A 26,268-nucleotide genomic window follows, 5' to 3' on the forward strand; every position below is an offset into this window, starting at 1 on the left:
GGTGCGAAAAATGGAGTACGTGTATGCCGCTCTGCTGCTCCACGCCGCTGGTAAGGAGATAACCGAGGAGAACCTCAAGGCCATCCTTGAGGCCGCTGGTGTCAGCCCGGACGAGGCCAGGATAAAGGCCCTCGTTGCCGCCCTTGAGGGCGTTAACATCGACGAGGTCATCGAGAAGGCCGCCATGCCGGTTGCCGCCCCGGTTGCCGTTGCCGCTGCTCCGGCTGCCGAGGCTCCGGCTGAGGCCGCCGCTGAGGAAGAGGAGGAAGAGGAAGAGGAGGCCAGCGAGGAGGAGGCCCTCGCTGGACTCGGCGCCCTCTTCGGCTGAAATCCTTTCCCTTTTGTCCGCCTTCGGGCGGACACCCAACCACTTTTCTTTGCAGCCATTCGCCACCGTTAAATAACATGAGCGCCATAATTCTCTGGTGGTCTCCATGCCCATAACCCTCGAAAAAACCGGGGGTAAACCCCTCAACGAGGCCCTCCAGGAGATGGGAATGGCCTCCAAGGTAATGGTTCTGGAGGAGCTCATGACCGTCTACACCGAATGGGTCAGTATGGTGAGCGAGGTTCTCGTCGGCCCGTATGGGCTGAGAAAAAACATCGGCGCCTACCGCGTTGATGCCCACTACAAAATCATGGACACCATGGCAAAGGTCTACGCCACCAGCGAGGCCTACAAAGCGCTTGACGACCTCATAAGAAGCCTGACCCAGGAGTGAGAGGCATTTTCGTATTTTGAGGGTCTATCTTTTATCTTGACCCCATTTGCACCGCCTGAGAAAGGTAACTCCTGAAAAACAAGCACTTTTAGAATTTCACGTCATCTTTCCGCCAGCGCTTCGTGGGAAGCGAAGCAAAGTTCTGGGGGTGTGGGGGCGTTAGCCCCCCGGAGGATTAAGGAACAGAGGAAGGTGGGGAAACGTAGTTTCCCAGGTTTTTAGAGAAAACGGGGCGCGGGGTGGAACCCCGCATCGGGGGTTTGAGAGTACAGGAAACTTTGCCTGCGCAAAGTTTCATCAAAGTTTGTGATTCTTTTATGGATTGCTATTTAGAAGGGGTCTTCACTTAAATTGGCAGTTGATTTGGATTCATTCCACGAAGGCAACCTTCAATAGGTTCGGTTTTTTAGCGCTCCTTTGGAGCGCGAGTTGAAGTTGAACCCGTTAAAAAGAGCCTTTTTGGCAATGAATCCCCTTATAAAGTCACCACTAAAACAAAAACCCGCTAAAAATCTGACCACTCAAAAGGAATCACAAGCTTTTGATCAAACTTTTGCTCTGCAAAAGTTTGTATTACTGGCGGGCCCGGCGGGATTCGAACCCGCGACTACCGGCTCCGAAGGCCGGCGCCATGTCCCCTAGGCCACGGGCCCTCGGAAGTGTTTTAAGGGGCGGCAAAATAAAGCTTGCGGTGGTTGGTAATGATGCTCCCGGACTGGAAAATCAGGAAGGAAATTCTAATCGAGCCCTTCAACGAGAAGTCCCTCCAGCCGGCAGGCTACGACCTGCGCGTTGGGAGGGAGGCACACATAAACGGAGAACTGATCGACGTTGAAAAGGCCGGAAAAGTTGTGATTCCCCCCAAGACCTACTCCCTCATCCTGACCCTCGAGCGTGTTAGGCTCCCGGACGATGTCATGGGGGACATGAAGCTCAGGAGCAGCCTCGCAAGGGAAGGCCTCCTCGGCTCGTTCGCATGGGTTGACCCGGGCTGGGATGGCAACCTCACCCTCGGAATCTACAACGCCTCGGATGAAGCGGTTGAACTCGCCTACGGAGAGCGCTTCGTACAGATAGCATTCATCAGACTGGAAGGGCCAGCGAAAAACCCGTACCGGGGAAACTATCAGGGGAGCCAGCATCTCGCGCTTTCAAAGAGAAACTCGAAATAACCAAATCTGCCCATTAACCCTCGTTCTATTTCTTATGACATTCTCAGGCAGATATAAGCCAACTCCCATTTTCTCGCGACCGTCGGGCCGATAGACCGCGGTATCACCCGGTTATAGCCGTGGGAAGGCACCATCCAGGTAAGGCCTCCTATGGCATGTTGTGCTTTTGCCAGGTTATCTATTGCTGGGAATGCTCATGAAAATATTCGGCTGGTCAAGCCGATTGTATTCAAAGGCGCATTGGGCATCTAGTCGACGTAGATGGCTCCGTTTACCGAAAGGTTTATATATCTCCAATTCCTTAAAAAATACCGAAAAACCCTTCCTGGAGGTGTTGTGAATGGCTGAGTTGCCGATTGCCCCGATTGACAGGCTTATAAGGAAGGCCGGTGCCGAGAGGGTCAGCGAGGAGGCTGCCAAGATCCTCGCCGAGTACCTCGAGGAGTACGCAATTGAGGTCGGCAAGAAGTCCGTCCAGTTCGCCAGGCACGCCGGCAGAAAGACCGTCAAGGCGGAGGACATCAAGCTTGCCATCAAGGCCTGAAGGCCTTTTTGGCTTCTTTTACTTCCCATTTCCCAACCGTTAGCGTTTTAAGCCCCTTCTCAAGGCTTCAAACATGCCCGAGATAGCCGTCCGAATGACCAAGCGCAACCACAACGCCTTCGTCCATCTCCTCGGCGCCCTGGAGAGCCAGGGCTTTGACCTGAGCGAGCTCTTGATAACCAAGGACTTCCGGGAGATACTCCGGGCGAGGCCAAAGGTGGTTCTGTACTCCTTCTTCACGGAGGAGATATGGGAAAACCTGCCCCAAGAGATCCGCCTCCTGAAAGACATGGGAACCCTTCTCGTCGCGGGCGGTTACCACGCGATAGCGATGCCGAAGCACACCCTCAATCAACTCGGCTTTGACATCGCGGTTATTGGTGAAGGCGAGGAGGTTCTCTACAGTCTCCTGAGCGCCCTTAAAAACAGTGGATATCGGGTCACGAAGGAGCTTCTGAACATCAGGGGGCTGGCCTTCTACCTCAACGGCGAGTTCGTCTTTACGGGCTTCGCCAAGGTTGAGGACTTCTGGCGCTTTCCACCCTATCCCGAGAGCGTTCGCTTGATATCCCCCATCGAGATAACGAGGGGCTGTCCCTTCGGCTGCTACTACTGTCAGACACCCTATATCAAGGGGCTGAGGATGCGACACAGGCCGATAGACCAGATAGTCAAGTACTCCCGCAGGATGAAGGACATGCGCTACATAACGCCGAACGCCTTCGCCTACGGCTCTCCAGGGGCGATTCTAAAGCTCAACAAGCTCGAGGCCCTCCTTAGGGCACTCCAGCCCCTTCGGAAAGAGGGCAGAAGGCTCTACTACGGCACGTTCCCGAGTGAGGTTAGGCCCGAGTTCGTCCTTCCAGAGACGCTGGAGCTCCTTATCGACTACGCCGACAACAGAAGGCTGGCGATAGGTGCCCAGAGCGGCGACGATGCAATGCTAAAAGCTATGCACAGGGTTCACAGGGTGGAGCACGTTAAGCAGGCGGTCGAGTACATGCTCGAGTACGGCTTCGAGCCGATCGTTGACTTCATCGTCGGCCTTCCGAATGAAACGGAGGAGAGCCAGCGCAAGAGCATCGACCTGATGAGATGGATAATAGCTAGGGGCGGGAAGGTAAGGGCGCACTACTTCATGCCGCTCCCAGGGACGCCATGGGCACGCTGCAGACCGAGCCCACTGAGCGATGAGATGAAGAAGTTCCTCGGCAGGATGGCGGCTAAGGGGAAGATAGAGGGCTCTTGGGGGATGCAGATTGAACTCTCCAGAAAGCTCCGGAAACTCATGGACGAGTTCTACGAGGAGCCGATGAGCCACACGGTACCCGTTCGGAACGTCTGCTGATGTAGACAAAAAAGCGTCAAAAATCATCCAATAAACTTATAACCCCATTCTTTCGTTACCTAACCGACGGCAATATGTACGCCGAAAACTATAAAAGATTCCTGGAGCTTATAGATAAACTGCGAGAGTTTGAGGGAGCCCTCATCGTGGAGGGCCCGCGAGACGAGGTGGCTCTGAGGAATCTGGGGGTCAGGGCGGAGATAATAAGGCTCTCCCGCCTGCCTTTAACGGAAGTTGCGCTCATCGCGTCATCACATAAAGAGGTCATGATACTTACGGACTTCGACAGAAAGGGCGAAGAACTCGCAAGGAAGCTCCTCCGGTATCTGGAGGGCTATCCCTGCAGGGTTGATTCAGAGACGCGCAGGGAGCTCAAGAGAATAGCAAAGAAGGACATCAAAGGGATCGAAGACCTCTATGGTCTCTACCTTAAGGTCGTCTCCGTTTCTGACCCCCCGCTGGAGGGGATTCGATGAAGAGGAAGAAGACAGTGCTTCACCACATTTTGGCTGAAAAGCAGAAGTTTGAAAAACGGAAAGAAGGTGGTGGTATGTCAGCCAAAGACGAGTTTGGAACCACAAAGTACGTAATATATGCGGAGTTTGAAGCGAACGGAATTGTTGAAAGGCCCGACGTCGTTGGTGCTATTTTTGGTCAAACTGAGGGCCTTCTGGGTGACGATCTCGATTTAAGGGAACTTCAGAAGACCGGAAGGATTGGAAGGATAAGGGTTGAGGTTCACACCAAGGCCGGAAAGACCTATGGAACGATAACGGTCCCATCGAGCCTTGACAGGGTCGAGACCGCTATCCTGGCGGCTGCTCTTGAAACCATCGACCGCGTTGGTCCGGCCGAGGCCAAGATAAAGGTTCTCCGCATCGAAGACGTCAGGGCAACCAAGAGGAAGTACATAATCGAGAGGGCCAAGGAGATACTCGAGAGCCTGATGGAGCAGGAGATACCGGAAACCCAGGAGCTTACCGAGGAGGTCAAGAAGGCCGTCCGTGCCAAGGAACTCATAGAGTACGGTCCCGAGAAGCTTCCCGCTGGACCCCACGTGCCGTTCTCAGACTCAATCATAGTCGTTGAGGGCAGGGCCGACGTGCTCAACCTGCTCAAGCACGGCATAAAGAACGCCATAGCCGTCGAGGGCACCTCCGTTCCGGAGACGATAATCAAGCTCAGCAAAGAGCGCATCGTTACCGCCTTCACCGACGGTGACCGCGGCGGCGAGCTCATCCTCAAGGAGCTCCTTCAGGTGGCGGATGTTGACTACGTGGCAAGGGCACCGGAGGGCAAGGAGGTCGAGGAGCTTACCAAGAAGGAGATAGTCAAGTCCCTCAGGAGCAAGGTTCCGGCCGAGCAGGTCATAACGGAGATATTCTACAAGGGCAGGAACTTCTACGACGTCATCAAGGAAAAGGAGAAGGCAAAGGCCAAGGAGGAGAAGAGGGAATCCAAGCCACCCGCCCAGGCGGTGACCCCAGCGCAACCGCAGAAAGTCGAGGAGAGGAAACCCCAGCCGGAGCCCAGGAGGGAGGAGCGCATAATAAAACCCATCCAGCAGCCGAAGCCGAGCGAGCTCGAGGAGTTCGGCCAGTTCATAGAGAAGGTCAAGGCCTCCAAGGAGTCCATGGCACTCCTCCTCGACAAGGACAAGAACACCGTTGCGGAGATACCGGTCAGGGAACTCACGAACCAGCTCAAGGAGCGCAAGGACGTCTACGCGGTGGTCTTCAACGGCGTCATAACCCAGAGGCTCATAGACACCGTGAGCGAGAGCGGTGTCAAGTACCTCGTGGGCGCGAGGAAGTACAACGTCGTCAGGCGCCCGATAAACCTCAAGATAGTTACCTTCGCGGAGTGAGCTCCGCACCTCTTTTCTCCTAATTTCCGAGGACTAACTTTATAACCACTCCCGCCTTTCTCCCCCCGGTGAGGAGAATGAACGTGGAGGAGCTTATACTGAAGTACGCGCTCATAAACGCTTACACCCACAAGGGAAAGGCGAATGCCAAGGCGGTGATAGGGAAGGTTCTTGGTGAGAACCCAGAGCTGAGGCCGAAGGCGAAAGAGGTAATCCCCCTCGTGAACGAAATCGTCGAGAGGGTCAACGGCATGAGCATCGAGGAGCAGGAGGCCAAGCTCAGGGAGATTTATCCCGAGTTCTTCGAGGAGAAGAAGGCCAAGAAGGAGGAGAAGAAAGGCCTCCCACCCCTGCCAAAGGCCGAGAAGGGGAAGGTCGTTACCCGCTTCGCCCCCAATCCGGATGGAGCCTTCCACCTCGGAAACGCGAGGGCCGCGATTCTGAGCCACGAGTACGCGAGGCTCTACGGCGGCAAGTTCATCCTTCGCTTTGACGACACCGACCCGAAGGTCAAGAGGCCCGAGCCCAAGTTCTACGACTGGATACTGGAGGACCTCGAATGGCTCGGCTTCAAGATAGACGAGATACACATCGCCAGCGACAGGCTGGAGATATACTACGACTACGCTGAGAGGCTCATAAAGGGCGGGAAAGCCTACGTCTGCACCTGCCCGCCTGAGAAGTTCCGCGAGCTTCGCGACAAGGGCATCGCCTGCCCTCACAGGGAGGAGCCGGTTGAGGTTCAGCTGGAGCGCTGGAGGAAGATGCTGAACGGCGAGTACAAGGAAGGCGAAGCCGTCGTCAGAATTAAGACCGACCTCAAGCACCCCAATCCCGCTGTGAGGGACTGGCCGGCGCTGAGGATAATAGACAACGCGGACCACCCACGCGTCGGTGACAAGTACCGCGTCTGGCCCCTCTACAACTTCGCCTCGGCCATAGACGACTACGAGCTCGGTGTCACACACATCTTCCGCGGTCAGGAGCACGCGGAGAACGAAACGAGGCAGCGCTACATCTACGACTATTTCGGCTGGGAGTACCCGGTTACCGTCCACCACGGAAGGCTCAGCATAGAGGGAGTGATCCTCAGCAAGTCCAAGACGAGGAAGGGAATCCAGGAAGGGAAGTATCTAGGCTGGGACGACCCCAGGCTCGGGACCATAAGGGCCCTCAAGAGGCGCGGCATAAGGCCGGAGGCAATAAGGCAGCTCATCATCGAGGTCGGTCTCAAGCGGAGCGACACGACGATAAGCTGGGACAACCTCGCGGCGATAAACAGGCACATCATCGAGCCGATAGCCAACAGGTACTTCTTCGTGGCCGATCCGATACCCATGTACATAGAGGGGGCCAAGGAGTTCACAGCGGAGATACCGCTCCACCCCGACCACCCGGAGAGGGGAACGAGAAAGCTCAAGTTCAGGCCGGGAGAGCCTGTCTACGTCTCAAGGGACGACATGGAGCTCTTCAAGCCGGGCAGCTTCGTCCGCCTGAAGGACCTCTTTAACGTTGAGATAATCGAGGCGGGCGAAGACGGGATCAGGGCGAAGTTCCACAGCGTCGAGTACGAGGTGGCCAGGGAGCACCGCTGGAGGATGGTCCACTGGGTCACCGAAGGAAAGCCCTGCGAGGTTCTCGTGCCGGAGGGAGACGAGCTGATAGTCAGAAAGGGCCTCCTGGAAAGCGACGCAGAGCTCAAGGTCGACGACATAGTCCAGTTCGAGCGCTTCGGCTTCGTCAGAATCGATGAAGTTGGAGAGAAGGTCGTGGCAATCTTCGCCCACAAGTGACCTCTTTTCTAAAATTTCAAAGGAGCGGGGCTACTCGAAGCCCCTCCACTTAACCAGTCCAAGCAGGAACCTGTGGGGCAATTTCTCATGGTGCGGGTAAACGCGGAGCGCGTAGTGCCAGCAGGGGTCACCGAGGTGCCTCAGGGCGGTTCCCTCGTAGGTGTAGAGCCACCGGTTCCCGCCGAGCTCCTTCGGGTGCCTCAGCTCGATGATGTATGGCTTCTCCACGTGGTAGCCCTCAGCCTTGACTCCGTAGTAGAGTTCGACCCTAACATCCTCCGGCGCAAGTCCGTCGAGGTACACGGTGACATCAAAGCCGCTTCTGTCTTCTCTGACCCGGAGGTCCTCTATCACCACGCTGTCCCACGACGCCGTGACGCGGTCCTTCCAAGCGGCTATCTCCTTGGTTCCCCTGTAATTCTCACGGGTGAGCCAGATGTGGTTACTCATGGCCTTCGCGTAAAACCTGCCGACGTACTCCTTGACCATCCGGTGGGTGCTGAAGCGCGGCGCTATGCTCTTGATGCTCTCCTTCATCATGTATATCCATCTCTCCCTGTTGCCGTAGTAGGTCGGGATTATCTCCCTCTCCAGGAGGTCGTAGAGTGCCCCGGCGTCCTTGGCATCGTCGGCCTCGGTCTCCGGCTCCGTGCTCTCCTCGCCAACGACCCAGCCGTTTTTGCCGTTGTAGCCCTCGACCCACCAGCCGTCGTAGATGCTCGCGTTGAGGACGCCGTTCAGTCCAGCTTTCATGCCGCTGGTTCCACTCGCCTCCATCGGCCTGCGCGGCGTGTTGAGCCAGACGTCAACTCCCGCCACCATGAGCCTAGCGCTGCCCATGTCGTAGTTCTCCATCACGAATATCTTGCCCCTGAACTCGGGCATCTGGCTGACTTCATAAACACGTTTGAGGAACTCCTTTCCGGCCTCGTCCATCGGATGGGCCTTTCCGCCGAAGACTAGGTAAATCGGTCTTTCGGGGTCGTTGAGGATTCTCTTCAGCCTCTCAAGGTCGGTGAACAGAAGGGTTGCACGCTTGTAGGTTGCGAAGCGCCTGGCAAAGCCGATTATGAGCGCGTTCTCGTCCATATCGGGTAAAGGATCGTCCGTTCCAAGGCGCTCGTTCCGCCTCATGACCTTCCTCCTGAGGAACTCTATGAACTGCCTCTTGGCTTCGAGATGCGCCTCCCAGAGCTCCTCGTCGGGAATCATCTCAACGGCGTACCAGAGGCCTTCGAGGTTGGTGTGCTCGCGCCAGATCTTGCCGAGGTAGCGGTCAAAGAGCTTCCTCATCTCGTTGTGAACCCAGGTCATGGTGTGGATTCCGTTGGTGATGCCCTCGATGGGTATCTCGTCTATGGGAACGTCGGGCCAGAGGTCTTTCCACATGCGCTTGCTGACCTCCGCGTGGAGCTGGCTCACGCCGTTAACGTAGCTCGAAGTTCTTATGGCTAGGAGGGTCATGTTCAGCTGGTTGTCCTCCCTGCCGAGCTCCAAAAGCTCTTCCCTGCCCTCAAGGAACTTTGCCAACCTCTTTCTGACTTCCTCTATCGGGAACCTGTCGTGGCCGGCCGGCACCGGGGTGTGGGTGGTGAAAACCGTCGTCCCTCTTACTATGCTGAGCGCCTCGGTGAAGGTGAGGCCCTCATCCATGTACCAGGCAATCCTCTGGAGGTTTGCAAAGGCCGGATGTCCCTCGTTGAGGTGAACCACGCCGGGTTCTATCCCTAGGGCTTTAAGCAGTCTCATGCCGCCGATTCCCAGGAGTATCTCCTGCTTTATCCTCTTGTCTATCTCCGCGTTGTAGAGGTAGTCGCATATCGTTCTGTCGTCAGCGTCGTTCTCAGGTACGTCAGTGTCGAGGAGGTATATCTTCACCCTGCCAACCGCGACCTCAAAGGCCCTCGCGTAAACGATTCCATTCCCTATCGGAACCTCCACCAGCAGGGGCTTTCCGTCCTTGCCGAGAACTGGTTTAATCGGCATCTCACCCGGCCTGTACTCCGGAAAGACCTCCCTCTGTCTGCCGTCCCTCTCGATTTCCTGCCGGAAATAGCCGTGCTTGTAGAGAAGGCCAATCGCGATGAACGGCAAACCGAGGTCGCTGGCTGTCTTGACGTGGTCTCCGGCCAATATGCCCAGCCCTCCGGAGTAAATGGGCAGGCTCCTGCTTATCCCGTACTCCATGCACAGGTACACTATCGGCCTGTCCCACTTGGGGTAGTTGGTGGAGAACCACGTGGACTGGGGGTTCATGTAGCTCTCAAACTGCTCGGTGACCAGGTCGTAGAGGTTCATAAAATCGTCATCCTTGAGAAGCTCGCGAAGGCGGCTCTGGGGAACGTCGAGAAGGAGCTTGACCGGGTTCTTGTGTTCCATCCAGAGCTCCGGGTCTATGTACTCCCAGAGCTTTGTGGCACGCCGGTTCCAGCTCCACCAGTAGTTGTACGCCAGCTCCGCCAAATCCTTCAGGGGATGCGGGAGCTTCTCCCTGATTACATCCTGGGTACAGGTGTCAAGTTCAACCATGGCAACCACCCGTGTATCATCTTGGGTGATACGTAATCGGCGCGAACCTTAAAAAGTCTTGCCGCTCGGCGTTTGACGAAAAGAAGAGAAGAAAGGCTCACTCCCCTTCGAGGACGAAGGGGCTGATGTAGTCACCGTACCTCTCCCTGGCCTCAAGGAGCCTCTTACGCTCCTCCTCAAGAACCTGGAAGAGCTCCTCCGGAACCTCCCTAACCTGCTCGCGGTAGATCTTCTCGATGCGCTCAATCTTCGCTAGCAGTTCCGGAACCCTTACCGTGAACTGCTTCTCGTAGGCCTCCCTGGTGTACTCCTTGTCCAGAACCTCTCTGAATAGCCTCGCCAAATCCTCGTACTTCGGAATGTAGCCTATCGGCGTCTCGATGGCGTCAACGTCGCCGTGAACGCGAAGCTCCATCCACTTGAGCCAGACCGCCTTGTCGAGCTTGTGGTTGAGCCAGTTGCCGTTTTCGTCGCGGAGGAAGTAGTTCACCGCAAATATCTTCGGGGCCTTCCTCAGCTTCTTCTCGAACTCAAGGTAGTTTCTGATGTAGTCCCCCAGCGGAACGCTCATGAAGTCCAGGATGGCCATCGGGTTAAAGGCACGGACGCCCTCCTTGCCGAGGGTTGCCGCTGTGGTTTCGCTCTCAAGGGCGGCGCCCATCGTAACGACTCCGTGCTTCCAGTCGAAAGCTTCTCTCACCGGGGGCCAGGTGTCCTTGTCGCGGCCGCCGAATATCATTCCGCCGACTTCCACACCGCACGGGGCTTCGAGGGCCTCCAGGTCAACGTTCGGGAAGTGCTCAAGGCTGACTGTAAAGCGCGCGTTCTTGTGGCTCGGAGGTATCTCGTTTCCTTCCTTGTCTTTCTTCCCGCACCACCATTTTCCGCTGTGGTTCTCACCCTCGTTCGGAATCTCAACGCCCATCTCGTTCCAGTAGGGCTTCCCGTCCTTGATGAGAACGTTGGAGAAGATTATCTCGACCGGCGAGTGAAGAACCTTCCATATTATTGGGTCGTCCTCCGGGTTTACACCCTGAATTATACCGAAGACTCCCTTCTCGACGTTGGCTCCCCGAGCAACGCCGTTGAAGGGCATTATGAAGGTCAGATCGTCGCCGACGATGTTCTCCCAGCTTATCATAGCTGTGGATGTCTTCCCGCACATGCTCGGGTATGCTCCCGTGAAGTAGGTCTTCCTTCCGTTGGGGCCGTTGACGCGCATCAGGAACATGTGCTCGCTGAGCCAGCCCTCCTTAACGGCCTTCTGAATTGTAAGCCTGAAGGCGAGCTTCTTGAGGCCTATGGTGTTCCCTCCGTACTGGGTGTTAACGGAGTAAACCGTCTCACCAACGAGGTCTATGTAGATGCGCCTCTTATCGAGGTTCTTGCTGGTCTTCCTTTCGTCGAGCTCGCCGGCTGAGTGGACGAAGCGGAAGAATCTGGCCTGCCTTCCGAGGCGTTTGAACTCCTCATAGCCTTTCCTGTAAAGAATGAACTCGGAGTGGGCAACGTAGGCCGAATCGGTGAGCTGAACGGCTGGAATCGTGAAAACCGAGTTCTTTGGCCCAAGGACGAAGAAGCACACGAAGAGCTCCTTACCGCGCATAACGCCCTTCATGAGCTCACGTATCTCCTTCAGGCCCTCGTCCCTGTCCTTGGTGTTGAGGAAGGGAATCTCCTTACCGCCGGGAACGAGGAGCTTGGTGTTGGTCTTGTCCCTGGCCTGGTCGTAGTAGTTGTCGTAGTGGACGGTGTGGTTCGGCGTTTCGAGGAGCTTCTCCTCCCCGTAATAGAGGGCCTTCCAGCGGACGTAGTGCTCGTCCTCTTCACTATCGGTGCAAACGAAAACCTTATCCGGCTCAAGCCATTCGATCCATTCCGCCAAAAACTCGTGGAGTTCGGGATTGTTTATCGCCCTGATTTTTTCAAACTGCTCTTTGTCGAGGAGTCTTTCGAGCCTCTCCAAGGCGTTCATAGTATCGCCTCCGATGGGAGTTGGATTTAAACTTAAAAATTCTTCGTCGTTGTGACCAGTCGAAAGCCCAATTCAGACCTTTTCTTGCCCCAATCCTGCAGAAACAGAGAATCTGGTTGTCACAACGACAGGTGCTCGGTGTCCAAATTTAGTGACCGATGTTCATCTACCTACCTCCGGCGCAAAGTATATTAACCAGCGGTGATATAGTCCAGTGGTGCGCGTAATGAAGGCAGTGATTTTGGCCGGGGGCAGGGGGACACGGCTGCTACCGCTGACCGTCTACAGGCCGAAGCCCATGATACCCTTCTTCAACAGGCCTCTGATGGAGTACACCGTCCAGAGTCTCGTGAAGGCGGGAGTTGATGAGGTTTACGTTTTGGTTGGGTACCTCAAGGAGCGCATAATGGACTACTTCGGCGACGGCAGCCAGTGGGGAATCCAGATACACTACTCCAACAGGGACAACGTGAAGCTCGGAACTGCCGGTGCCACCAAGAAGGTGGTTAAGGAGATGGACGATGCCTTCTTCGTCGTTTCGAGCGACGTGCTCACGAACCTGAACCTGGGGGCGTTGTACGATTATCACGTTCAAAAAAAGGCCCTCGCAACGATAGCCCTCTCACGGGTTGAAGACCCGACCCAGTACGGCATAGCGATAATAAACGAGGATGGACGGATACTCCGCTTCAAGGAGAAGCCAAAGCCGGAGGAGGCCTTCAGCAACCTCGTCAACGCCGGCATCTACGTCTTCGAGCCGGAGGCGTTTGACCTCGTCCCCAAGGGTAAGAACTTCGATTTCTCCAAGGATCTGTTCCCCAGGATGCTTGAGAACGACCTGGCCCTCTACGGATTCCCGTTCAACGAGTACTGGAACGACGTCGGCAGGCCGTCGAGCTACCTCCAGGCTACTGAGGACGTCTTCCTTGGCAGACTGGTTCTGCCGGGCCTGAGAACCGAGAGCCTCAAGGGAAACCTGGAGTACGGGGGCGCCCTGATAACCGGCAGGCGCTGCGTCCTGAGGCGGCCGGAGGTCAGGGGCTTCGCTGTGCTCGGAGACGACGTGGAGATAGGCAGAAACGTTAAAATAGAGCGTTCGGTGATATTTTCAGGGGCAATCATAGAGGAGGGCGCCGAGATTAAGGAGGCGATAATAGGGGAGAACGTCCACGTGGGCAAGGGCGTTGTTATACAGCCCGGCAGCGTTATCGGTGACAACACGCTCATAGAGGACTTCAGCAAGATAGGCTCCAACGTTAAGATTTGGGTGGAGTCTAGGATCGGTAAGGAGAGTATAATACTCCCGGATTGAGGTGGTGGAAGTGGAAGTGTACTACTCCCAGAGGTTCAACCCTGAGGAGCTCGCCCTTCTTGGAAGGGCCATAGGAACGATATCCCACGGCACGATAATAGTCGGAAGGGACGGCAGGGCGATATCCAGATACGGGAAGCGAGCGATGGTGGTCGGAATCGTCAGCACCGGTTCCACCATAATGGACGTCCGTCTGATTCCGCTGATAGCCCTGAAGGACTTTGCCCATAGAAAGGGGCTTCCGCTGGCGTACGTCTACTACTACGGCGGTGTTCGCGTCTACGTGAGCGGTATTGACAGCGACGAGATAGGGGCGATAATGGAGAGCAAGAGCTTCATCGAGGCTCAGCCCAACGATATCGGGGCGACCGTGTACTATCCCAACGCCCTGGATGACTTCCTCCACGAGGTCTTCAAGTACTACAACTTCCGCGTTGAGGCCAAGGCCCTCGTTGACGCCATGAACACGCCGGCGGTGCTGTTCTTCCCACGCATGAGCGACCACTTCGGCTTCGAGGTCGAGCTGATAAACGACATGATGACGAGTTATCTCCCGCCGAAGCCCAAGGAAGTCTTTATGCACAAACTCCAGAAGGGAGACTACGACTTTGGACTGCGCTTTAGGCCCGAGGGCATCGTTGAGTTCTACAAGGACGGGGAGGAGTTCGAGTTCGGAAGCATGTGGAAGCTCTTGGACCACATGAAGAAGAACCTTTGAATTTTTGCCCTCCCTTTTAAACCCTCTCAAAAATCTTTAAGAGAAAAGCGTTAAAAGGGTAGGGCTCATTATAATCTTCCGTTCATTTTGGGGGTGACGTCTGTGGGAGCATTCATAGTCATGGAAGGCATCGATGGCGCCGGTAAATCAACCCAGGCAAGGCTTCTGGCGGAGTGGTTTGAGGAAAAAGGCTACGAAGTCGTTCTCACAAAGGAGCCAACGGATACCGCCTTTGGAAAGCTGATAAGGAAACTGGTTCTCACCGGAGGACGTGAGGGTATAATCGATGGCGCCAGAATAAGCCACGAGGCCGAGGCGCTTCTCTTCGCCGCCGACAGGGCGGAGCACGTCAGCAAGCTGATAAAACCGGCCGTCGAAGCTGGAAAGGTCGTAATCTCGGACCGCTACTTCTACTCTTCCCTAGCCTACCAGTGGGCAAGGGGATTGGACCTTGAGTGGCTGATCGACCTGAACCGCTTCGCGATACGGCCCGACCTTGTGATTCTCCTCGATCTGCCCGTCAAGGAGAGCATGAAGCGCATAAACGGGCGGAGCATAAAGACGGAGTTCGATAAAATAGCGGAGCTCCAGAAGAAGGTGCGCGAGAACTACCTAAAGTTAGCCGAGCGCTTCCCCGAGATGAGGATAGTTAACGCCCTGGCCAGCGTGGAGGACATCCACAACGATATAGTCGCGCTGGTTGAGCACGAACTCTTCAAGAAGTGATGGGGTCGGCCAGTGCCAGTCTCTTCATCCGGTAGCGATCCGACCGGTAAACGCTCTTCATCCCCCTTCCTTCCTCGACGGATTCTTTTTAAAACCTTGGCATCAACTCCCTCAGGCCGATGACGAGCGTTAGCCACGCTGAGCGGTGAGGAGAAGAGGGTTAGCCGAGGCCGTTCTGAATCTCAGAATTTCTTGAGGGTTTATATCACATGACGCCCAAATAGAGACTGGGTGAGCCGATGAGAGCCCTTGAGATTAGGGGACTGAAGAAGAGTTACGGGGACTTTTTGGCATTGAAGGGAATAGACCTCACGGTCGAGGAGGGCGAGGTTTTCGCGCTCCTGGGGCCGAACGGGGCCGGAAAGACGACGCTCATAAGGATTCTGGCCGAGGGGCTGGGCTACGACTCCGGTGAGATAGTGGTCTTCGGTGAGCCTCTCTCAAAGAGGACCGCCAGACTGATCGGCTACGCGCCCCAGGCGAGTGTGGCCTACGACCTCTTAACCGTGGAGGAGAACCTGCGCTTTTACGCCGACCTCTACGATGCACCGAGAGAACGGGTGAAGAAGCTCATTTTGGAGTTCTCCCTGCCCGCGAAGAAGAAAGCCAGGGAGCTGAGCGGCGGCTTTAAGAGACGCCTCAATCTGGCGATAGCACTCCTCTACGAGCCGAGACTCCTAATCCTCGACGAACCTTCCGCCGGACTCGATGTGCCGTCGAGGAGGGAGCTCTGGAGCCTGATCATGAGACTCCGCAAGGAGGGGCGGACGGTACTCCTGGCGACCCACTACATGGAGGAGGCGGAGGCATTAGCGGACAGGGTGGCGATAATGAACGAGGGAAGGGTGATAGCCGTCGGGACCCCGGACGAGCTGAAGTCGCTGGCGGGGGAGGGAAGCGTGATACACGTCGAAGGCATTTTGAAGGGCACTGAACTCGTGAGAAAGGAGTTCCCGAGGACGATAGAGCGCGAGGGGACGCTCAGGATTGGCGTGGAGGAAGCAAAGACCGCCCTGCCGAGGGTCGTCGAACTGCTCGTTGAAGCGGGAAGCGAGATAAGGACGATAAGGGTTGAAGAGCCGACCCTCGAGGACGTTTTCCTGAAGCTCACGGGGAGGGGGTTGGAATGAAGGCCAGAGCCATCAAGGCCATAATCGGCAAGGACTTGAGGGAGACGAGAAGGGAGAGGATGGCGCTCTTCTGGATATTTGTCTTTCCGCTCATGTGGATCACCCTGCTAGGGGGAATATGGGGCGGCCACAACCCACCGATAACCGTCGACGTCGGCGTCGTCTACTTCAACGAGAGTGCCCCCTTCACCGCGGCGGACATCGTTAACGTGATGGAAAACGTGACGATGGAGGGTGTCCACGTTTTTAAGGTCAGGAGGTACCCCCACGAGAGCGCTGGGGTAGATGCCGTCAGAACCGGAAGAATCGATGTTCTCCTGGTCTTTCCAAGGGGCTTCGGAGAGAACGTTTCGAGCGGTCTGCAGGCAGAGGTCTACGCCTACTTCGACAGGAGCGACCCCCAGAACTACCAGATAGTGAGCGGCGTCATCAAGGGCTTCTTCTCCGAGTTTGAGAAGGAGATGACCGAAAGGCGCTTGAACATCACCCTTAGCTACATGGAGAACTACGTTCCAGCGGATGCAATGGGGAACTTCACGGTGGCTGACCTCGAAAGGTATATGCTCGGACTCACGAATCCACTCGAGCTGGAGGAGAGGGAAGTGAAGGGAGAAGCACCCTCCGCTATTCAGTTCTACGTCACGAGCTTCATCGGGATTCAGTTCCTCTTCGCCACGATGCTCATGATAGGCTCCGGGACTCTTGAGGAGATAGAGCACGGAACGCTGAGGCGCATAGCGGCCTCGCCTGCAACTGCCTGGGACTTCCTAATTGGAAAGATGCTCTCGACCTTCATCGTCATAACCGTGAGCATAGTCATTGGAATAGTTTACGCAAAGCTGGTCTTCGGGGAGACCGTCTTTCCAAGCGCCCTCGGCTGGCTCATAATATTCCTCGCGGCGGTCTTCTCAATGAGCCTCGGGCTGGCGATAGCCATGGGCACGAGGAGCATAAAAGCAACGAACGCGATAGTCAACCTCATCTCGATGCCCCTGCTTTTCCTAGCCGGCATCGTCATCCCGGCGAGCATACTGCCGGAGTGGGCGAAGCCCATAGCGAACTACTTCCCACTCGGAACTGCGCTGAAGAGCCTCCGCCTGCTGGAGCTCTACCACAGGCCGACAAGCGAAGTCCTGCCCGACGTTGTCTGGGTCGCCGTGAGCGCCTTTGGAATGCTCCTGATAGCGATACTCCTCTACAACTGGGCGGTGAAGAGGCTTGAATGAGGAATAAAGAAAAGCCAGCTAACCCATCCACTTCCCGAGGAACTCCCCCACTTTCCCTTTCCATTCCTCCGGGTGGAGCTTTATCGTCCTCACGTGGGGGGCATCGGTAACCCAGAGCTCAACGTCCGGGTTTATCTCCCTGTTTTTCTCGTAGAACTCCCTGACCTCGTCGACCATCACCAGCGGGTCTTTCTCCCCCGCTATGAGAAGGAGGGGTTTTCTGACCCTCTCGGCGTACTCTATGGGATGGACCTCTTTCCCACCGCTGAAGAGCTTCGTGAGCGGCCTGACGAAGAGGTGGAGCCACTCGGGGAGCTTTGCAAAGTATCTGAGTCCCCTGGCACCAGCTCTGTCGAGGTACATGGGCGGACTGTCGGCAACGCCGCAGCAGATTCCCTCGACCTCGGCGAGGGAGCGTATCGTGACTATGGCACCCATGGAGAAACCTACAAGCCCTATCCTCTGGGCGCGTTCGGGGTGGTTCTCCCTCAGCCACGCTATGGCCGCCCTGGCATCGAGCAGCTCCCTGTCGCCGACCGTTGTGTACTTTCCTTCGCTCTTTCCGTGGGCCCGGAAGTCAAAGGCCAGAACGTTGTAGCCCTCTCTGAGGAGGAACTCTATCGTCGGTCTCATGTACAGCTTCTCCCACCTGCTCGCGGTGTAGCCGTGGAGCGGGAGAACGGTCTTATCGCTTCCGTTGTCCACCCACCAGCCCCTCAGCTTCAGGCCGTCCTCCGTTTCGAAGGTAACCTCTTCATAATCGAAGCCGAGGTCCTTTGGGGTCCAATCCCCGAGGAGACGGGGCGGCGTTATCATCTTGTAGGCAACGAAGGCCGAAAAGGCAAGAAAAACAAGGAGAACAATGATAAAAATGCCAACCCAGGTCATGCCTCAACCCTCCGCGGTCACGTCCAGGTTCCGCATGCGCCATATCATGGGCATCGCGAGGAGAACCATCAGGGCCCCGATGGGGAAGAGAACCCTGTAGTTCTCCCCGGTCAGATCAACTATAGCGCCACCCAGGACTCCCGCGAGGAGAAGCGGCAGGGCGCGGGTGGCCTCGAAGAAGCCGTAGTACCTGCCGGTGAAGGCCTCCTTTTCGAAGCGGGTCAGCAGGTCGCCGATTACCGGGTACGAGGCCGCCATCAGAATTCCCCATCCCACACCCGCCAGCCCGAGGGCGATCACTATCTCGGTTCTGCTCGTCACGAACCACCCCCACAGCTGGGGCAGGGCAAAGATAACGCCGCCGAGGACTATGCTGAGGCGCCTCCCGAGCCTGTCGTAGATTATTCCCCCGGGCAGTGCCCCCAGGAGAACCGTAACGTTGAAGAGGGCCATCAGGTAGAGGCCCAGGGAGGTCACCGCCTTTATGTTCTCCTCGCTCGCCGAGCCGTACAGTATGTAGGCGAGTATGCCGTAGAGGAAGATGGCTATGAACTCAAAGCTCATCCACCAGAGTGTTTGAGCGGCGTAGAACTTGAGAAAATCGCGGTTCTCGACGATGCTTTTGAGATAGTCCCAGAGGCTCTCATCCTCCATGATCTCCGGCGCTTCGGGCTCCTTGACAATGAAGTACACGAAGAGCGCCGCACCTACCAGGAACGCCGCGGTTACGAGGAACGGAACCTTGAGGTAGGTCGTCTGGGCCAGTGCCTTTATTCCCTCGCTCTCCCCGGTCTCGGCCACGGCCTTCGCTATCAGGAACCCCGCCAGACCGAAGAGGAAGAGGTTGCCGGCCCATTCGAGGAGTGTTATAACGCCGCTGGCCTTTCCGCGGTGACCGCTCTCAATCGTGTCGGGCATCAGGGCGCGGTACTGGGCGGTGTAGAGGTGCATCGAGAGGTAGAAGAATCCCAGAACCAGCGCAAAGCCCCACAGGGGTGCCTCCATGACGTAGGAACCGTATATCATGAGCGCCGCGATGCCGGCGAGAACTCCGCCGGTCATTATGAATGGCCTTCTCCGTCCGTGCTTTGATTTAAGCGTATCGCTGTAATAGCCGAGGAGAACCGGGACGAACAGACCGATGAAACCCTCAACGGCCAAAATCGTTCCCTTAATGAAGGCCGAACCGGTGTAACTGGAGAGCAGAGGGAAAGACAGACCTTTGTTGAGAGCCCAGCCGGTGCTCCTGCTGAACCCGAGCAGGGCAAGGCCCAGAACGGTGCCCCATTTGAATCCCTTCCCCTTCATGGTTCCACCCCCTTATTTTGACACCGTTATGTCAAAAGGAAGTTTTTACGTTTTCGGTTCAAAGGGCTAAAAACTGTAAAAAATGAAAGGGCATCAGTCCATGTCCGGAACGTAGTCCAGTGCTTCTCCCTTACGCCGGACGATGTCTCCACGCCTGACGAACTGCATCGCTATGGCCGCCAGGATGAAGAAGGCTATTGAGAACGGTATCAGCGTCCTGTAGCCGATGAGGTCAAGGAATGCTCCGGCCAGCGGGGGCGCGACGAGGTTTGCCGCTTGGCTGAAGAAGTAGTAGAGTCCCGTGTAGCCGCCGAGCTTCTCCTCGGTCGTCATGTCAACGACCATCGGCAGGGAGTTCACGTTGACCATCGCCCAGCCCATGCCGCCTACGAAGAACAGCCCCATGAACGTCATGACTACAGGGTCCGAGAGGGAGCTGGATTCCGGTTTCTGACCCTCGCCGACGAGGTACGCTCCCACTAATATTCCTATGATTATTATAAGGCCGAGGGTTATGGTTCTCCTCCTGCCCAGCCTGGCACCTATGAAGCCCGCGGGAATCGCGAATATCATGAAGCTCAGGGAGAACAGCCCGAGCATAAATGCTCCCGTGCTCTCCTCGATGCCGAGGTAGTACTTGGCGTAGCTAGTGAAGAAAGTCTCTAGGGAGTTGAAGGCGATGAACCAGAGGAATATAGCAAGGAGAATCGCGAGCAGGCTCCTCTCGTGGCTGGCGAAGACGTCCTTGAGGTTATCCTTGAGCTCGCCGAAGCTCTTGTGGGAGGTTTCGGCGAGGAGCTTCCGTATGTTGAGCTTCTTTCCCGGGACGCGGTACTCTTCCGGCTCGGGGACGAAGAGAACGACAAGAAGGTTGGCCAGGAGCATTATGGCGGCGCCGAGGTAGAACGGGTAGGCGTAGTTCATGTCGTAGAGGGCCTTGCCGCCGAAGTAGGCCAGCAGGGCTCCAAGGCCACCCATGAAGTTAATTATCCCGTTGGCCTGGGAGCGCTTTTCGCTTGGGGTTATGTCGGGCATAAAGGCAACGACCGGGGAGCGGAACAGTGCCATGAAGAAGTTCATGAAGATTATTGTTCCCATGAAGAGGGCGAGGCTTTCATACATCCTCGAAATCGGTATGAGCGCAAACATTATCGCTGCAGAGGGGGCACCCAGGAGGATGTAGGGCTTCCTACGCCCCAGCCTCGTCCGCGTCATATCGCTCAGTGCGCCTAGGAACGGGAGCAGCAGGACCGCGAACAGGTTGTCGATGGTCATTATGAAGCCGGTCACCGTCTTGCTGAGGTGGAAGGTGTCCTGCAGGAATATCGGCACGTAGGCGTTGTACAGCGCCCATATTATGCTTATTCCAAAAAAGCCAAAACCGAGGAGGAATATCCTGCTGTACTTGAACTCTACCATGTTCATCACCCTACTATTTTAGTCCTCAATGAACTAAACCGCTGAGTTTATAAGGATTTTCGGTCTCCAGGTGAGTAGGGACCGGGGATGAAGCAACCGAAGGTCTTGGGGCACAGGGGGTTCAGGGGAAGGCTCGAAAACACCCTCCCAGCATTCAGGAGGGCGCTCAAATACGCCGATGGAATAGAGTTCGACATCAGGTTAACCAGTGATGGAAAGCTGGTGGTACACCACGACGACTCCTTCTACGCGGACGGCTCGCGGTACAGGCTAAGGGCACTGAGCCTGAGGGAGCTGTGGAAGCTGCACCCCCTCGGAAGGCTGGTTCCAACTGTCGAGGAGGTTCTCCGCTCATTTCCGAATGTCTTCCTAAACGCCGACGTCAAGGAGATTGAAGCCGTTGAGGGAATCCTAAAACTCGTTGAAGAGCATAGAGCCCTTGAAAACACGGTGTTCTCCTCCGAGAATCCAGAGATAGTGAAGACCATCCTGAGGGAATGTCCAGAATGCAGGGTAGGACTCTCGATAGTCGGGTATTCCTCGGTTCCCTGGATACCGCGCCTCGGAGGCATGAGCTCAATCCACGTTCCGATAGACGCGGTCTCATACATCGGCTATCGACCGTTGGTGGTCCTCCTACGAACCCTCAGGAGGCGCGGACTGAAGGTCTACATCTGGAACTACAGGATGAACGAGCTGGCCTGGGTTCCCAGGCTCCTGCCCCTGGCTGATGCGGTTATCTCCGATGATCCCGCGAGGCTGAGGAAAGGTTTTTACGTCAGAGACCTATCGGAAGGAGGCGATGGAGATGTGGGAACGCGATAGGGTTATCGTCCTTGGACACAGGGGGTACATGAGCGCCTACCCCGAGAACAGTCTCCTGGCCTTCAGAAAGGCCATAGAGACAGGTGCGGATGGAATCGAGCTGGACGTATGGCTGACCAGGGACGGAAAGGTCATCGTCATGCACGACGAGAGCATAGACAGAACGAGCAACATGAGCGGAAACCAGAAGAACATGACGGTGGAGGAGCTGAAGAAGGCGGACATAGGCATGGGCGAAAGAATCCCGACGCTTGAGGAGGTTTTTGAGGCCCTCCCCGAGGATGCCCTAATCAACATCGAGCTCAAGGACACCGATGCGGCAGGGGAGGTCGCTAAAATAGTGGCTCAGAACGGCCCTGAGAGGGTCATGGTGTCCTCCTTCATCATAGACGCGCTCAGGGAGTACAGAAAGCACGACAAAGAGACCGTGATGGGACTGCTGATAGACCGCGAAGAAGTTGTCCCCCTTATTCCACAGCTGAAAGGGGAGCTTAACCTCTGGTCGATAAACGTCCCCATGGAGGCGATACCCCTCATCGGGTTCGAAAAGACTGTTCAGGCCCTCCACTGGGCACGCTCCCTCGGCCTCAGGGTGGTGCTCTGGGCCGAGAACGACGTTCTGTTCTACCGGGACGACAACCTGGCCAAGCTCAGGGGGCTGTTCGACGTCGTCATAACGAACGATGTGGAAAAGATGTTGGGGTATCTTAAAACGCTTGGGCTCAGGTAAAGATTTTTAAGGTTCCCTTCTTTACTTCAAATGGTGGGGATATGCGGTGGGGTTCGATTCTAATTCTCACGGCCATCGCTCTGATGCTGACTGCTGCAATGGTACCGCCGGAGAGGTACGCTCCTCCCCCCAAGCTGAGCGTGTATCCCAACCTAGAGGACTTCACGGAGGAGCTTGAGGAGCACAACGTAACGAAGCCCTATCTATGTGTGCCAGCTGAAAGGGTTCTCGTCACGTGTCACATTCGCTCCGATTGGGAGCTGAACAGAACCATAATGGCGCTCGATAAGTTTCCACACTTCTCGATAGAACTCACCAATGGCTACGACGAAACCGATGTCGTGGTCTTTAACAAGAGCGAGTTTTACTACGCCCTTCCGAACACATGTCATCCCTGGGAAAACATTGAACTGAAGCCTATCAAGCTGGACCGGGAACGGCTGGAAAAGGAGCTGGAAGCCTACCGCGAGCTGGAGGGCCTGATTGATGATCCCACCGAGAAGGAGTTCATCCACAACCGCACCATCGAGTTGGAGGCGCTCCTCGGATTGAGGCAGAAAGAGCCGATCTGCAACGCAACGTTCGCCCACGTCATCCTGATGTATCCCGTAAAGACGGAGAGCAACGCACCCCTGATGGCGGCCCTGTGGACAGGTGTCATTCTCACGGGAATTGCCGGGCTGGTGATGGTATGGAGGGAAAGAAGGCTCTGATACTCGCGGTGACTCCGTTCGTGATTTTCATAGTCCTAGGCTCAATATTCGTCGGCACCTACTACAGGGAGACGTCCCTGGCCCGTGAACAGGTCTCTGCAATGGACGAACTTGAGAGGGTCGGGGAAGAAAACGCCGCGTGGTACGGGCTCTGCAACATGGTGGACATATACGTCACGGTGAGGGACCGGGAGGATGCCGCAAGGCTGGAGGAGTTTCTCAGGGAGGAGAAAATAAGGATCGCGGTTTCGAGGCCCAGGGAAAGGATAATAAGAATGACTGGCAGGGTCGCCCTCAAGGATGTTGATAGGATTGTGGAGAAAAGTGGAGAGAATGGATGGGTGGCGGCGTATCACAACAACTCCGATTTCTGCGCCAAGAGAATTCTCAGATTTGAAAGAGAGAACCGGATAATATCCGCCCACCTGGATGAACTCTCACCCGAGAGTAGAGAAATCCTCACGGGAGTTATGGAGAGAAATCGCGGAAGCATTGAGGGAATCGAAAACGAGACGAGGCTGTGGGCGGAGCTGGACATCATGGTGCGGGCGGGGCCTTCGTATACACCCGGAAGCTTCCACGACCTGTCGGGCTTCCTGGCGACGTGGGGCGTTGTGCTGGGAACCCCCTTCCTCCTGTGGTGGGTGTTCGGTGGCAAACAGGAAGAAGAGAAAAAATAACGGCGATGTTCTCACCAGAACATTTCATCAAAGTTGCTGACGTTCTCTATTCCATTAGGAGCCGCTATATGCACCGGCTTGTTCACGTCCGAGAGCCTGACCTCCTCGTGAACCGTCATGCGAACTCCCACAGGCTCCTCGGAGATTGCGGTTATCGTCATTACAATATCCATGTACGTCTCCATGAAGACCGGTGTTCCATCGTCCCTGAGGTGAACCTCAACCCACCCGGATTTCGTGTCCACGGTCACGTTGCCGGGGAGAGTTCCCCAGGCCTCATTGAGATAGCTGGTCTGGTTGGTGGCGTTAACGAACTCCCAGAAGGTAATGTTGACCCGGAAGGCGTATCCGCTGGCTAACTTTTTGATGGTCACGTTCTTCCTCTTCAGGAGGTTCTCGATGTAGGCAACGTTGAGTGAACCCTTCGCCTGGGAGTAGATGGTATCATTGCTGGAGACGCGGTACCACTTTCCATCCACGTTGATGTACGTGCTGGTGCCGTTGACGAAGTACGGCCAGTCAAAGTTGATGTCCATCCCCATGGTGTGCGTCTTTATGCTCATGTTGCCCTTTTCCAGGCCGGCGGTCTTGTTGAACATCCCGATGACACGACCGGACATCGTTATGTTGACGGTCTTGTTTGTCCCCGGATCAACGAAGTGCATGGTCATTGAGAAGTTCTGGCCATATTTGGCCGTCTCAATGTTCTCAATGGCGTTCAAAACCTTCTCCTTGGTCAGATCAACGTTCTCCCCGATGCATCCACTTGCCAGCGCTATGAGACCAACCAGCAAAAGGGCCATAACCCTCCTCATGGTACTACCTCCCGTGGTTTCATTAGAATGTGCGTAAGTGGACTTAAATACTTTTCCTATTCAGATTTTGCATACCATCAAAAAGAGTCAACAAAAAGTGGAAAGCTCAGAGCGCCTCGAACTTCTGAAGGAATATCCGCAGGTCGGTCTTAAACGGCTCTTCGGCGCGCTCTATCTCCTCACGAAGGCGTTGGAGAAAGTCCTTTTCATCAACGGATTCGTCCCAGAGACGTTTTACTAGATTTTCGAGCCTCTCATAGTATTCCGCGTACGGCCTCGCTTCAAACAGGGCCTCTTCCAGCTTCACATCTCATCCCTCCGTTTGAACCAGTAATACCAGAGCCGGCCGACGTCCTCGGCCTGACCCATTATCAGGAAGTAGCGGAGTATCGCGAGGTTCACGAGTATGAGCAGTATGAGGATGATGTTGTATGCCGGAACCTCGCGGCTCAGGAAGGCGTAGTAGTCCCAGATGAAATGGAGGAGCATCGCGAGGAGGAAGTACGGCGTGACAGAGTCTATCTTCCCCTCGGCCTTCATTCCGTAGCCAACACCTATCACCGCGCTCCAGGCACCGTGGGCGAACGGCGTCAGGAACGCCCTCACGATGGTCACTGAGACACCGTATCCCAGCCCGTAGAGGAAGTTCTCAGTTGCAGCGAAGCCCAGTCCAGCGGCAACGCCGTAGACGAGACCGTCCATTATGCCGTCCATCTGACCGGCTTTGAACGGCCACCTGACGGCCAGGGCCTTTGCCGGCTCCTCAACGATTCCGGCAACCATCGCCACGTAGAAAGCCGTCGTCGGAAGAACTGGGGTGACGGCTCCCCCCAGCGTCAGGACGCTCTCTATCATGTACGCTATGCCGACTGAGACCGTTGCCCCCAGCAGGAAGGTCCCTATGACGTACCTCCGGGGCTCGGGCTCGTACCTGTCGGCGTGATAGAAGTACCAGAGTATCACCAGAGCTGGAGCGTATGCGAAGAACACTATAGCACTGAGGAAATCCATGCCTCACTTCACCAAAAGAAATTGGGGGGCTGAAAATTTAAAGGTTTAGCATTTTCCAAGGAGTTCCTCCAGGTCCAGACCCTGGCTCTCCAGGTAGTCCACGAGGGTCTCCGGGGGTTTCACCGAAACCGCGTTGACGTTCCTTATCTCTATCGTTATCTCGTCCACCCATCTCTGGTCTTCCTTCCTGTAGTACGCCTTCTGGGTTATCTCCACCGGGACGAGGTCCTTGGTCAGCTTAACCGTCACGGTACCGCTGTAGTCCTTCTCGCTCCCGCCCTCGCTCCAGATTGTGTGGTTAACCGTGATGATGTAGTAGTCGCCCTCCGTCGTCACGGTCGCGTTTTCGAGTGGAAAATCCTTCCACAGGTTGTCGAGAAGGGTCGAGTTCATCTCGGGCCCCTTACCTTCCTCATAGCATGAAAACTGCCAGTTTACGAGGCCGCTCTTGTTCGTCAGCGTTACAAACCCGGCCTTGGTGGTGTAATAATAGACGGCATAGACCATCTCCCCCGTCTTGTTGGCCACGGTGGCAGAGGACTTCATCTCGTTTTCCTTGTCTATGGCAACCGAGGAGTGGAGCGTCGCAACGAGTTTGGTTCCGTTGTACGTTTTAACGTCCATGACGTACTCATAGCTCTTTATCCCAGCAACGGCGCTCTCAAGCTGCTCCTTCGTGAAGGGCAGATTTGGGGTCGTCGTTGTGGTAGTACTCGGGCTGCTTCCCCCAGAGGAGATGCATCCTGAAGCGAGAACCATGAGAACGAGCATCGCGCCGATGATTCCTAGGTACCTCTTTCTCATTCTATCACCCGGA

General features: G+C 55.8%; 26 protein-coding genes and 1 tRNA gene. 17 read left to right on the forward strand and 10 right to left on the reverse strand.

All coding sequences use genetic code 11. The features are described 5' to 3' along the window. Positions 1–10 precede the first annotated feature (10 nt). Together rpl12p and A3L10_RS04380 are read left to right on the forward strand one after the other, a co-directional pair. Positions 11–328 carry a 50S ribosomal protein P1 gene (gene rpl12p / locus A3L10_RS04375; RefSeq protein ID WP_014012337.1) on the forward strand — a complete coding sequence of 106 codons (318 nt, stop codon included), beginning with the start codon at positions 11–13 and terminating at the stop codon, positions 326–328. Between the two features lie 97 nt (positions 329–425). Next, positions 426–722, forward strand: a complete 297-nt coding sequence (locus A3L10_RS04380; protein WP_157726889.1) for a hypothetical protein — start codon at positions 426–428, stop codon at positions 720–722. A gap of 577 nt (positions 723–1,299) precedes the next feature. Here the strand turns inward: A3L10_RS04380 and A3L10_RS04385 are convergent. Then, positions 1,300–1,375, reverse strand: a tRNA-Arg gene (locus A3L10_RS04385). 48 nt (positions 1,376–1,423) lie between these two features. Between A3L10_RS04385 and dcd the strand changes: the two genes are divergently transcribed. From dcd to A3L10_RS04415, 6 genes are all read left to right on the forward strand, one after another. Beyond that, positions 1,424–1,894: a dCTP deaminase gene (gene dcd / locus A3L10_RS04390; protein WP_088866564.1), complete on the forward strand. Its 471-nt coding sequence runs from the start codon at positions 1,424–1,426 to the stop codon at positions 1,892–1,894. Positions 1,895–2,234: 340 nt separating this feature from the next. Continuing rightward, positions 2,235–2,438, forward strand: coding sequence for an archaeal histone HpkA (hpkA, locus tag A3L10_RS04395; protein WP_088180029.1), 204 nt, complete (start codon positions 2,235–2,237; stop codon positions 2,436–2,438). A gap of 73 nt (positions 2,439–2,511) precedes the next feature. Next, the gene (locus tag A3L10_RS04400) at positions 2,512–3,786 is read left to right on the forward strand and encodes a TIGR04013 family B12-binding domain/radical SAM domain-containing protein (RefSeq protein ID WP_088866565.1); all 1,275 of its coding nucleotides are present in this window, start codon (positions 2,512–2,514) and stop codon (positions 3,784–3,786) included. Between the two features lie 74 nt (positions 3,787–3,860). Then, positions 3,861–4,262 (forward strand): toprim domain-containing protein, encoded by a 402-nt coding sequence (locus A3L10_RS04405; RefSeq protein ID WP_088866566.1) that lies wholly within the window; start codon positions 3,861–3,863, stop codon positions 4,260–4,262. Beyond that, complete coding sequence (gene dnaG, locus A3L10_RS04410) at positions 4,259–5,653, forward strand: DNA primase DnaG (RefSeq protein WP_088866567.1); 1,395 nt, start codon at positions 4,259–4,261, stop codon at positions 5,651–5,653. Before A3L10_RS04405 ends, dnaG begins: the two co-directional genes overlap by 4 nt. Positions 5,654–5,730: 77 nt before the next feature. After that, on the forward strand, positions 5,731–7,446 hold the full coding sequence (locus A3L10_RS04415; protein ID WP_088866568.1) for a glutamate--tRNA ligase: 1,716 nt from the start codon (positions 5,731–5,733) through the stop codon (positions 7,444–7,446). Between the two features lie 30 nt (positions 7,447–7,476). Here A3L10_RS04415 and malP read toward each other — a convergent pair whose 3' ends face one another. Together malP and A3L10_RS04425 are read right to left on the reverse strand one after the other, a co-directional pair. Then, the gene (malP, locus tag A3L10_RS04420; protein WP_088866569.1) at positions 7,477–9,975 is read right to left on the reverse strand and encodes a maltodextrin phosphorylase; all 2,499 of its coding nucleotides are present in this window, start codon (positions 9,973–9,975) and stop codon (positions 7,477–7,479) included. Between the two features lie 97 nt (positions 9,976–10,072). Further along, positions 10,073–11,950, reverse strand: a complete 1,878-nt coding sequence (locus tag A3L10_RS04425) for a phosphoenolpyruvate carboxykinase (GTP) (protein WP_198362084.1) — start codon at positions 11,948–11,950, stop codon at positions 10,073–10,075. Positions 11,951–12,176: 226 nt separating this feature from the next. Between A3L10_RS04425 and A3L10_RS04430 the strand changes: the two genes are divergently transcribed. The 5 genes from A3L10_RS04430 to A3L10_RS04450 all read left to right on the forward strand — a co-directional run bounded on the left by A3L10_RS04430 (position 12,177) and on the right by A3L10_RS04450 (position 17,062). Further along, the gene (locus tag A3L10_RS04430; protein ID WP_088866570.1) at positions 12,177–13,262 is read left to right on the forward strand and encodes a sugar phosphate nucleotidyltransferase; all 1,086 of its coding nucleotides are present in this window, start codon (positions 12,177–12,179) and stop codon (positions 13,260–13,262) included. A gap of 10 nt (positions 13,263–13,272) precedes the next feature. Beyond that, the gene (locus tag A3L10_RS04435; RefSeq protein WP_088180022.1) at positions 13,273–13,980 is read left to right on the forward strand and encodes a phosphohexomutase domain-containing protein; all 708 of its coding nucleotides are present in this window, start codon (positions 13,273–13,275) and stop codon (positions 13,978–13,980) included. A 102-nt stretch (positions 13,981–14,082) separates the two neighbouring features. Then, positions 14,083–14,706, forward strand: coding sequence for a dTMP kinase (gene tmk, locus A3L10_RS04440; RefSeq protein WP_088180021.1), 624 nt, complete (start codon positions 14,083–14,085; stop codon positions 14,704–14,706). Between the two features lie 239 nt (positions 14,707–14,945). Continuing rightward, positions 14,946–15,836, forward strand: coding sequence for an ABC transporter ATP-binding protein (locus A3L10_RS04445; protein WP_088866571.1), 891 nt, complete (start codon positions 14,946–14,948; stop codon positions 15,834–15,836). Further along, the gene (locus A3L10_RS04450) at positions 15,833–17,062 is read left to right on the forward strand and encodes an ABC transporter permease (RefSeq protein WP_088866572.1); all 1,230 of its coding nucleotides are present in this window, start codon (positions 15,833–15,835) and stop codon (positions 17,060–17,062) included. Before A3L10_RS04445 ends, A3L10_RS04450 begins: the two co-directional genes overlap by 4 nt. Before the next feature lie 18 nt (positions 17,063–17,080). On the opposite strand, the gene A3L10_RS04455 is transcribed toward A3L10_RS04450, so the two are convergent. The 3 genes from A3L10_RS04455 to A3L10_RS04465 form a co-directional block, all read right to left on the reverse strand. Beyond that, positions 17,081–17,950 carry an alpha/beta hydrolase gene (locus A3L10_RS04455; protein ID WP_088866573.1) on the reverse strand — a complete coding sequence of 290 codons (870 nt, stop codon included), beginning with the start codon at positions 17,948–17,950 and terminating at the stop codon, positions 17,081–17,083. A gap of 3 nt (positions 17,951–17,953) precedes the next feature. Further along, complete coding sequence (locus A3L10_RS04460; RefSeq protein WP_088866574.1) at positions 17,954–19,258, reverse strand: MFS transporter; 1,305 nt, start codon at positions 19,256–19,258, stop codon at positions 17,954–17,956. A gap of 93 nt (positions 19,259–19,351) precedes the next feature. Next, on the reverse strand, positions 19,352–20,677 hold the full coding sequence (locus tag A3L10_RS04465) for an SLC45 family MFS transporter (protein ID WP_088180016.1): 1,326 nt from the start codon (positions 20,675–20,677) through the stop codon (positions 19,352–19,354). An 87-nt stretch (positions 20,678–20,764) separates the two neighbouring features. Between A3L10_RS04465 and A3L10_RS04470 the strand changes: the two genes are divergently transcribed. From A3L10_RS04470 to A3L10_RS04485, 4 genes are read left to right on the forward strand one after another with little or no spacing between them, the layout of a single operon-like run. Next, positions 20,765–21,502 carry a glycerophosphodiester phosphodiesterase family protein gene (locus A3L10_RS04470; protein WP_088866575.1) on the forward strand — a complete coding sequence of 246 codons (738 nt, stop codon included), beginning with the start codon at positions 20,765–20,767 and terminating at the stop codon, positions 21,500–21,502. Beyond that, positions 21,486–22,232 (forward strand): glycerophosphodiester phosphodiesterase family protein, encoded by a 747-nt coding sequence (locus A3L10_RS04475; protein ID WP_088866576.1) that lies wholly within the window; start codon positions 21,486–21,488, stop codon positions 22,230–22,232. Before A3L10_RS04470 ends, A3L10_RS04475 begins: the two co-directional genes overlap by 17 nt. A 41-nt stretch (positions 22,233–22,273) precedes the next feature. Continuing rightward, positions 22,274–22,945, forward strand: a complete 672-nt coding sequence (locus A3L10_RS04480) for a hypothetical protein (RefSeq protein WP_088866577.1) — start codon at positions 22,274–22,276, stop codon at positions 22,943–22,945. Continuing rightward, complete coding sequence (locus A3L10_RS04485; protein WP_088866578.1) at positions 22,924–23,625, forward strand: hypothetical protein; 702 nt, start codon at positions 22,924–22,926, stop codon at positions 23,623–23,625. The genes A3L10_RS04480 and A3L10_RS04485 overlap by 22 nt, the downstream gene beginning before the upstream one ends. 11 nt (positions 23,626–23,636) lie before the next feature. On the opposite strand, the gene A3L10_RS04490 is transcribed toward A3L10_RS04485, so the two are convergent. The 4 genes from A3L10_RS04490 to A3L10_RS04505 all read right to left on the reverse strand — a co-directional run bounded on the left by A3L10_RS04490 (position 23,637) and on the right by A3L10_RS04505 (position 26,255). After that, positions 23,637–24,440: a hypothetical protein gene (locus tag A3L10_RS04490; RefSeq protein WP_088866579.1), complete on the reverse strand. Its 804-nt coding sequence runs from the start codon at positions 24,438–24,440 to the stop codon at positions 23,637–23,639. 106 nt (positions 24,441–24,546) lie between these two features. Further along, positions 24,547–24,747 (reverse strand): hypothetical protein, encoded by a 201-nt coding sequence (locus A3L10_RS04495; RefSeq protein ID WP_088866580.1) that lies wholly within the window; start codon positions 24,745–24,747, stop codon positions 24,547–24,549. Then, a complete protein-coding gene (locus tag A3L10_RS04500; protein WP_088866581.1) occupies positions 24,744–25,451 on the reverse strand; it encodes a PrsW family intramembrane metalloprotease in 708 nt (235 codons plus the stop codon). The genes A3L10_RS04495 and A3L10_RS04500 overlap by 4 nt, the downstream gene beginning before the upstream one ends. A gap of 45 nt (positions 25,452–25,496) precedes the next feature. Then, positions 25,497–26,255, reverse strand: coding sequence for a hypothetical protein (locus tag A3L10_RS04505; RefSeq protein WP_088866582.1), 759 nt, complete (start codon positions 26,253–26,255; stop codon positions 25,497–25,499). Positions 26,256–26,268: the final 13 nt, after the last annotated feature.

This window comes from Thermococcus radiotolerans, assembly GCF_002214565.1.
GTDB classification, from domain to species: domain Archaea; phylum Methanobacteriota_B; class Thermococci; order Thermococcales; family Thermococcaceae; genus Thermococcus; species Thermococcus radiotolerans.